The sequence below is a fragment of the Vibrio agarilyticus genome (genome assembly GCF_012641465.1).
Taxonomy (GTDB): domain Bacteria; phylum Pseudomonadota; class Gammaproteobacteria; order Enterobacterales; family Vibrionaceae; genus Vibrio; species Vibrio agarilyticus.
In genome coordinates, this window is sequence record NZ_JABAIK010000018.1 from 71,692 (window position 1) to 77,691 (window position 6,000).

Sequence of the window (6,000 nt, forward strand, 5' to 3'; positions counted from 1 at the left end):
TACTCTCCCAAATTAAAAGCAGCCAGCCGAATGGCTGGCTGCTTATTTTGCTGATAATAAAAGTGTTAGTTAATTAACAATCAGATTACCACCAAGCTTCTACTTGCGCACCAAACATTAGGTCGTTTTGGTCAAGTGCTAGGTCGCCAGTGTATTTAGAAGCAAAAACACGAATGGCAGGACGCGCCCAGAAGCTGTCACCCGCTTGCCATTGTTGTGCAATGGTGAACTTGGTCAGATCTTGTTTCTCTCTCCATGGGTATTCATCTTGAAAGTGGCCTACTTCAACGATAGTACTCATGGTTTCAGACCATTTGTAGCCAGGGCGAACCACTGCACTCATCGCTTTACCTTTGCTGCTGCCGTTACCGTCATCAAGCAATTGAGCGTAAACCAATGCGTAGCCTAGGTTCCATTTTTCGGCTTCTAATACACCCCAGTCAATCAAACGCAGAGATTTACGACCCTCTTGGCCTGTTTCCATGTTATAAGCATCACCAGCGTGGTTACCAATAAAGCCAGCCCAAGCGTAACCTTCAGTTGCATACTGAATAACCGCTTTGTTGAAGCCCATGCTAAAGCCTTGGGTGTGCTCAGCGGTTAAGAACATACCAGTTTTATCTAGGCCATAATCACTGTAGTTATTTTCGTCTGGGTTGTTTTTCTGAGCTTTTTGTGCATCCGTATGAGATGGTTTCGCAACCATAGCAATGAGTTCTAGGTTACCTTTGTCGTTAGTTTGGATACCCGTCAAACGCAAGTCGATGGTGTTGGCTGTTGAGTATGCTTGTGTTTTTTCGACAGGATCATATGGATTTGTTTCGCCTGGATCGAATGGGTTGCCTAGCTCTGGTGGATTCGCTGGATCGAATTCTGGATTTTTGACAAGTGGATTTTTCCATTTATGCTGTACCACAGCCGCTTGCAGCTGTGCAAAGCCTAAATCAATATTTTCTAGACCCAAACCAACGCCAGAGTTGTTTACGTAGTAGAAGTCCATGATGTGAAGGTCTTTACGGCCGTAGTAACGCTCACCACCCCATAGACGCATGCCGTTCGCCATAGTGTAATCAACCCAAGCTTCACGGAAAGAAGCACGCTCGCCTTTCCATGGGCTATCAGGGTCAGTACCAATCGATTGGAAAGAGTTGCCACGGTAATCTGTTGAATATTTGTCATCAAAGCTAGCTTCATGGGTGCCGTAAGCGACTAGCGTATGGATGTTGAATGAGCTGCCGTCTTTGCCTTCCCACACTTTGTTGACGTTAAACGCAAGTTCTGCGTAGTTGTCACACTCATCACCTAAACGACCTACAGCGTGACCAAAGATCGTTGGTCCACCGTTACCGTAACATAGTTGTGAGCCACCATCGCCATTAATGCCAAAGCCTGCGCGCATATAGCCATGAAAATCAACTTCTGCTGCGAACGCAGATCCTGCCATTAGAGTTGAAGCTACAGCAGCAGCAATAACACTTATTTTTTTCATTATTAACTCCATTAAGGTTTTTATAATATTTGCCTTCCCTTTTTCACTCTTTAGTGGGTTTGGGTAGTTAATATGCACCCAATAAAAGAGAGGCTAGGTGGGAAGGTGTCCACGTTTTTTCTACGTTTTGGAGGTTACTCAACGCGTATAACAATCACCTCATCCCCCTATTTTTCGTCTTAGGGATGATGTTCTCATCCTTAAGTTAAATTAAGGGAGGATGAAGGGGGAGGATAGTAAGGGAGTATGAGTTTGGGAGGGTATAACTTTTTTGAAATAGGTCACTAATCTAAGGAGGAATGCCCCATTTTTTTGAGATGTGTGAAGAGGTTGCTTAAGCATTGTGACTAAGTAAAAAGGGGATAAATGAAGAGTCTGTGATCGACTTAAAGTTTATTAATTAATCAGTTAATTAGCAAATTGTGATCAAGCAATAACTTTTTTTTGAGGTGAGTAAATCAAATTCTTGATCGAGATCTCGAGTTTAGAATTATTGTGGTCTTTTAAAGAGAACTAAAAGTGTTAGCTTGATCGCCCATTTTTACGCGCTGATGCTCATGGTGAGCGAATGAGGGTGAAAGTTATCGGTTTCAATGATGTTTTACTGTGGCTAAGTACGGCTATATATGAATTAAAACGTCACAGTAGAGCCAATGTTACTCATGTGTTTGGCCTATGGATTTATTCATTTAATTGCTTATATTTTTGCAGGTGCTTTTCAGATGACCACTAGTCTAAGATGCCGTTTATTCACTGAGTTTGATTGTCAAAAAGAATCACAAATTGAACGAAAATTGAAAAAAATTACTTTTAAATTTGCAAAATCAAAATGTATCGGTATATAAATTATGTGTAAATATCGACATGTTAATAATTCTAGATTCATTGTTATGAATGTTTAGTTACACTTCGATATTAGATATAGCGCTATTGTTCTAAATCTTATTGTGCACTGAAATTCTGTTTTTTGGTGTGTTTTTTATGGGTGAAAATCATTTGAAGTAGCGTTGTTTACGAATGGATTTATTTCTATTGATCGTTTGCTTTACCTAGTTTTTTGCTTTTATGTGACATGTATCATGAAAAGCAATTAATGCAAATAATGTTGAGTTATCTCTGAAGAGCTGGCTTTAGTTTTTATTTGGCATTATTTGTGATCTTTATTCAAATTAACAGTGTTGGATTTAAGCATTAACTAATGCTGGATTCTGATTTGAACGAAGATTTATTTTACCCAAATTGTATCGTTTTAATAAAGATGCAAGGTGGTTAACGTGCGTTAAAAAGCAACACAAGCCAGTGAAATAAAAGGTTAGAAGTATTTTGTTATTAATCAGAACATTAACTCGAGCTGTTGTTTCTCCAAGTGTTGTTGCTCAGTGCACATTTACAGGCAGTGGTGCTCAAACTAAACGGCATATAAGGCAAAAACAGCAGCAAGGGTGATGTTGACATCTTAATTTAGCTAAAGGAAAAGCTATCTATGAGAGTACTACCCTTAGTCCTAACCGGACTGACGCTTTCCCCACTTGCTGCTCATGCCGATTGGTATTTTAGAGGCACGCCCAATGGCTGGGATGCAGTTGCTATGGAGCAGGTGAGCTCACAGCAATATCAAACTTGCCAACGTTTTGGTAACGGTGATGCTGGTGGCAATCCCAGATTTAAAATTGATCGCTATGGCAATTGGAACGAAAGTTACCCCGCGCAAGATTTTGGTGTGGCGGCGAATCAGAGTTATATCATCACTTTTTTTGCTGACAGCAAAAATATCACCACGCAAAGCGTAGCATCGTGCGACAGTACCACGCCCGAGCCTGAGCCAGAACCAAGTAACGAATGGTTTTTCCGTGGTACGCCAAATGGTTGGACAACTACGGCCATGGCGAGTTCGGATGGATTGAACTACTGCACTGAACAGTCGTTTGGCAGTAATGATCCCCGCTTTAAGGTGGACCGTTATGGCGATTGGAATGAAGCCTATCCGAGCGCGGATTATCGCGTTGATGCAAACCAAAGCTACACCATTTGCATCAATAGCCAGAGCAAAGCGGTTACAGCGCAAGCGATTGAAGGAGAAGATGTGACGCCACCAACGGTGGTCGCAGATCCATCCGGTGGCTTTTATGCCAACAGTCAATCGATTCGCTTGAGTGTGAGCGATAATCAAGACAGCGCGCCGGCGCTTTACTACACCACCGATGGCAGCACCCCCAATACCAGTTCAACTCGTTATGATGGTGAGCTGATTAACGCCAATGACATGGGCGATGGCGCCGATTTGGTGATCAAAACACTGGCTGTGGATGCGAATGGCAATCAGCAGGAGCAAAGTTTTAGCTACTTTATTGGTGAGCAAGCCTCCAGTGGAGATTTTCGAGAAGAGACTATCTACTTTGTTCTCACTGCGCGTTTTTATGACGGTGATAGCAGCAATAACTACTACAACCGTGATCGCATTAAAGCCGGAGACCCGCATTGGCGCGGAGACTTCAAAGGGCTCATTTCGCAGTTGGATTACATCAAAGATCTCGGCTTTACTGCCATTTGGATCACCCCTCCTGTCGAAAACCGCTCGGGTTTGGATTATCACGGATATCACGCTTATGACTTTTATACTGTTGATCCGCGTTTAGAATCACCGGATGCGAGCTACAAAGATTTTATCGATGCAGCGCACGCGAAGGGGATCAAGGTGATTCAAGATGTGGTGATAAACCACTCGAGTCAGTACGGTCTGCGCGATAAGGTGTGGATTGATCATCTGCCAATTAAATACTATGTACCTAAAGGTGCAAGTCAGGGTGAGGTGAGCAACGATCCTTACTTTGGTAACCTGGGTGATTATCAATCGGCCAACCGAGACGACAACGATAACAGCGTTGCGCCGCAATGGTTCCGTGAACGTCATAACTCTGATCCTGAAGGATTAACGCCGCTTGTCGATCCGAAAACCGGCGTGACCGTGCCGCTGGCAGGCTACGATCCAAATCGTTTCTTTGGTATTGATGCGCAATCGCTTGATCCGGCGTGGTATCACCTTGATGGCTTTATGTCAGGTGGCGATTGGGAAAACCCAGAAGCGCTGCAGAAAAAACACATGGCGGGCGACTGTATTGATTTAGCGACGGGTAACCAAAACGTGAAAGATTACGTCAATGGCGCCATTCGTCAGTACCTTGATATGGGCGTTGATGCGATTCGTCTTGACACGGTAAAACACGTTGAGCGTGATGAGTTACTCGAATATGTTAATAATTGGAAGGCGCATAAACCCGACTTGTTTGTGTTTGGCGAGAACTTAGTCAAAGGCACTGGGTTTGGTTCGGAGCTGGACAATGATAACGCGTCTGCGGTGATCCGCCCTTGGTGGTATACCCGTACCACACCCGATCCTTCTAACCCTAATGCGGGTGGTGATTCAGGCTTCTCTGTGCTTGATTTCTCTATTTTCTCGACGTTCCGCGATAACGTCACCCGTGGTCACTTTGGTGGCATTGGCGGCGTGTTAGGTTGGGACTGGGTTTACGGTGATGCAACGCAGCTGGTGAGCTTTTTCCAAAACCACGATGTCGGCCCGGACAATGATTTTAAATATCGTTTTGGTGGTGAAATGGGCAATGCGGCAATGGTGTACAACCTAATGTGGACCAACCGTGGCATTCCCGCACTCTATTATGGTGAAGAGATCATGTTCCAAGCTGGATTACCACAAGATATTGCTAGCAATAATGACACTATTGATATGACAGGACGCGCGTATTTTGGTCCTCATCTTGATGATAAGGCCACCACGCAGCAGCATCCACTTTATCGTCATATTCAGCGCCTCAACCAAATTCGCCAAGCCGTCCCCGCATTGCAAAAAGCGCCAACCACTCAAGTGAATGAGTGGGGAGCGGGCATGAGCTATGTGCGTGATTACAACAATGGTGAAAGTTATGCGGTGGTTGGTCTGGCAAACGGCGGTGGGCAAAACATCAGCGTGAGCAATGTGCGTAACGGTACATACACCGATGCAGTGACGGGCAATCAAATCACCGTTTCTAACGGTAACTTGTCGTTCAATGTAAAAGGGTATAGCGCAGGTATTTACGTGCTAAATGGCCCAGGTAAGGTTGGCACTGACGGACAGTTCTTGCGTTAAATGCGTGAGAAAGAGTCAGCCGCTAACAGTGTCATTAAGCGATTAGAGATAAATGAACACTCTTATCTTTGAGTAAGAGTGTCATTGCAGACATCAGCCCAGCACTTTTGCTGGGCTTTTTTAGCTTCTCAATGCTGTCATTACTAGACTAAGGACATTGTACTTCATCCCAAAACCAGTTGGCTTTTTTGGAGTATATAGCCGTCTCTCACTTGAAGTTGCAGCGTTGTTGGATGACCCGCACAAATCTCACTACATGATCTATCTATGTTCGCGAAGTGCTCAGAGGCTTTTGTAATAGCCCCCAATTAAAACGGACACTCATTAGTTAAGCGATAGGCTTAGACCTATCTTTAAGGAGTGC

The 6,000-nt window shown here is 44.0% G+C and carries 2 protein-coding genes; one reads left to right on the forward strand and one right to left on the reverse strand.

Going from position 1 to position 6,000, the window contains the following annotated elements; all coding sequences use genetic code 11:
• Positions 1–85: 85 nt before the first annotated feature.
• Positions 86–1,489 (reverse strand): carbohydrate porin, encoded by a 1,404-nt coding sequence (locus HGP28_RS15580; RefSeq protein ID WP_168837396.1) that lies wholly within the window; start codon positions 1,487–1,489, stop codon positions 86–88.
• 1,483 nt (positions 1,490–2,972) lie between these two features.
• Here HGP28_RS15580 and HGP28_RS15585 point away from each other — a divergent pair.
• A complete protein-coding gene (locus tag HGP28_RS15585) occupies positions 2,973–5,636 on the forward strand; it encodes an alpha-amylase family glycosyl hydrolase (RefSeq protein WP_211092025.1) in 2,664 nt (887 codons plus the stop codon).
• Positions 5,637–6,000 lie beyond the last annotated feature (364 nt).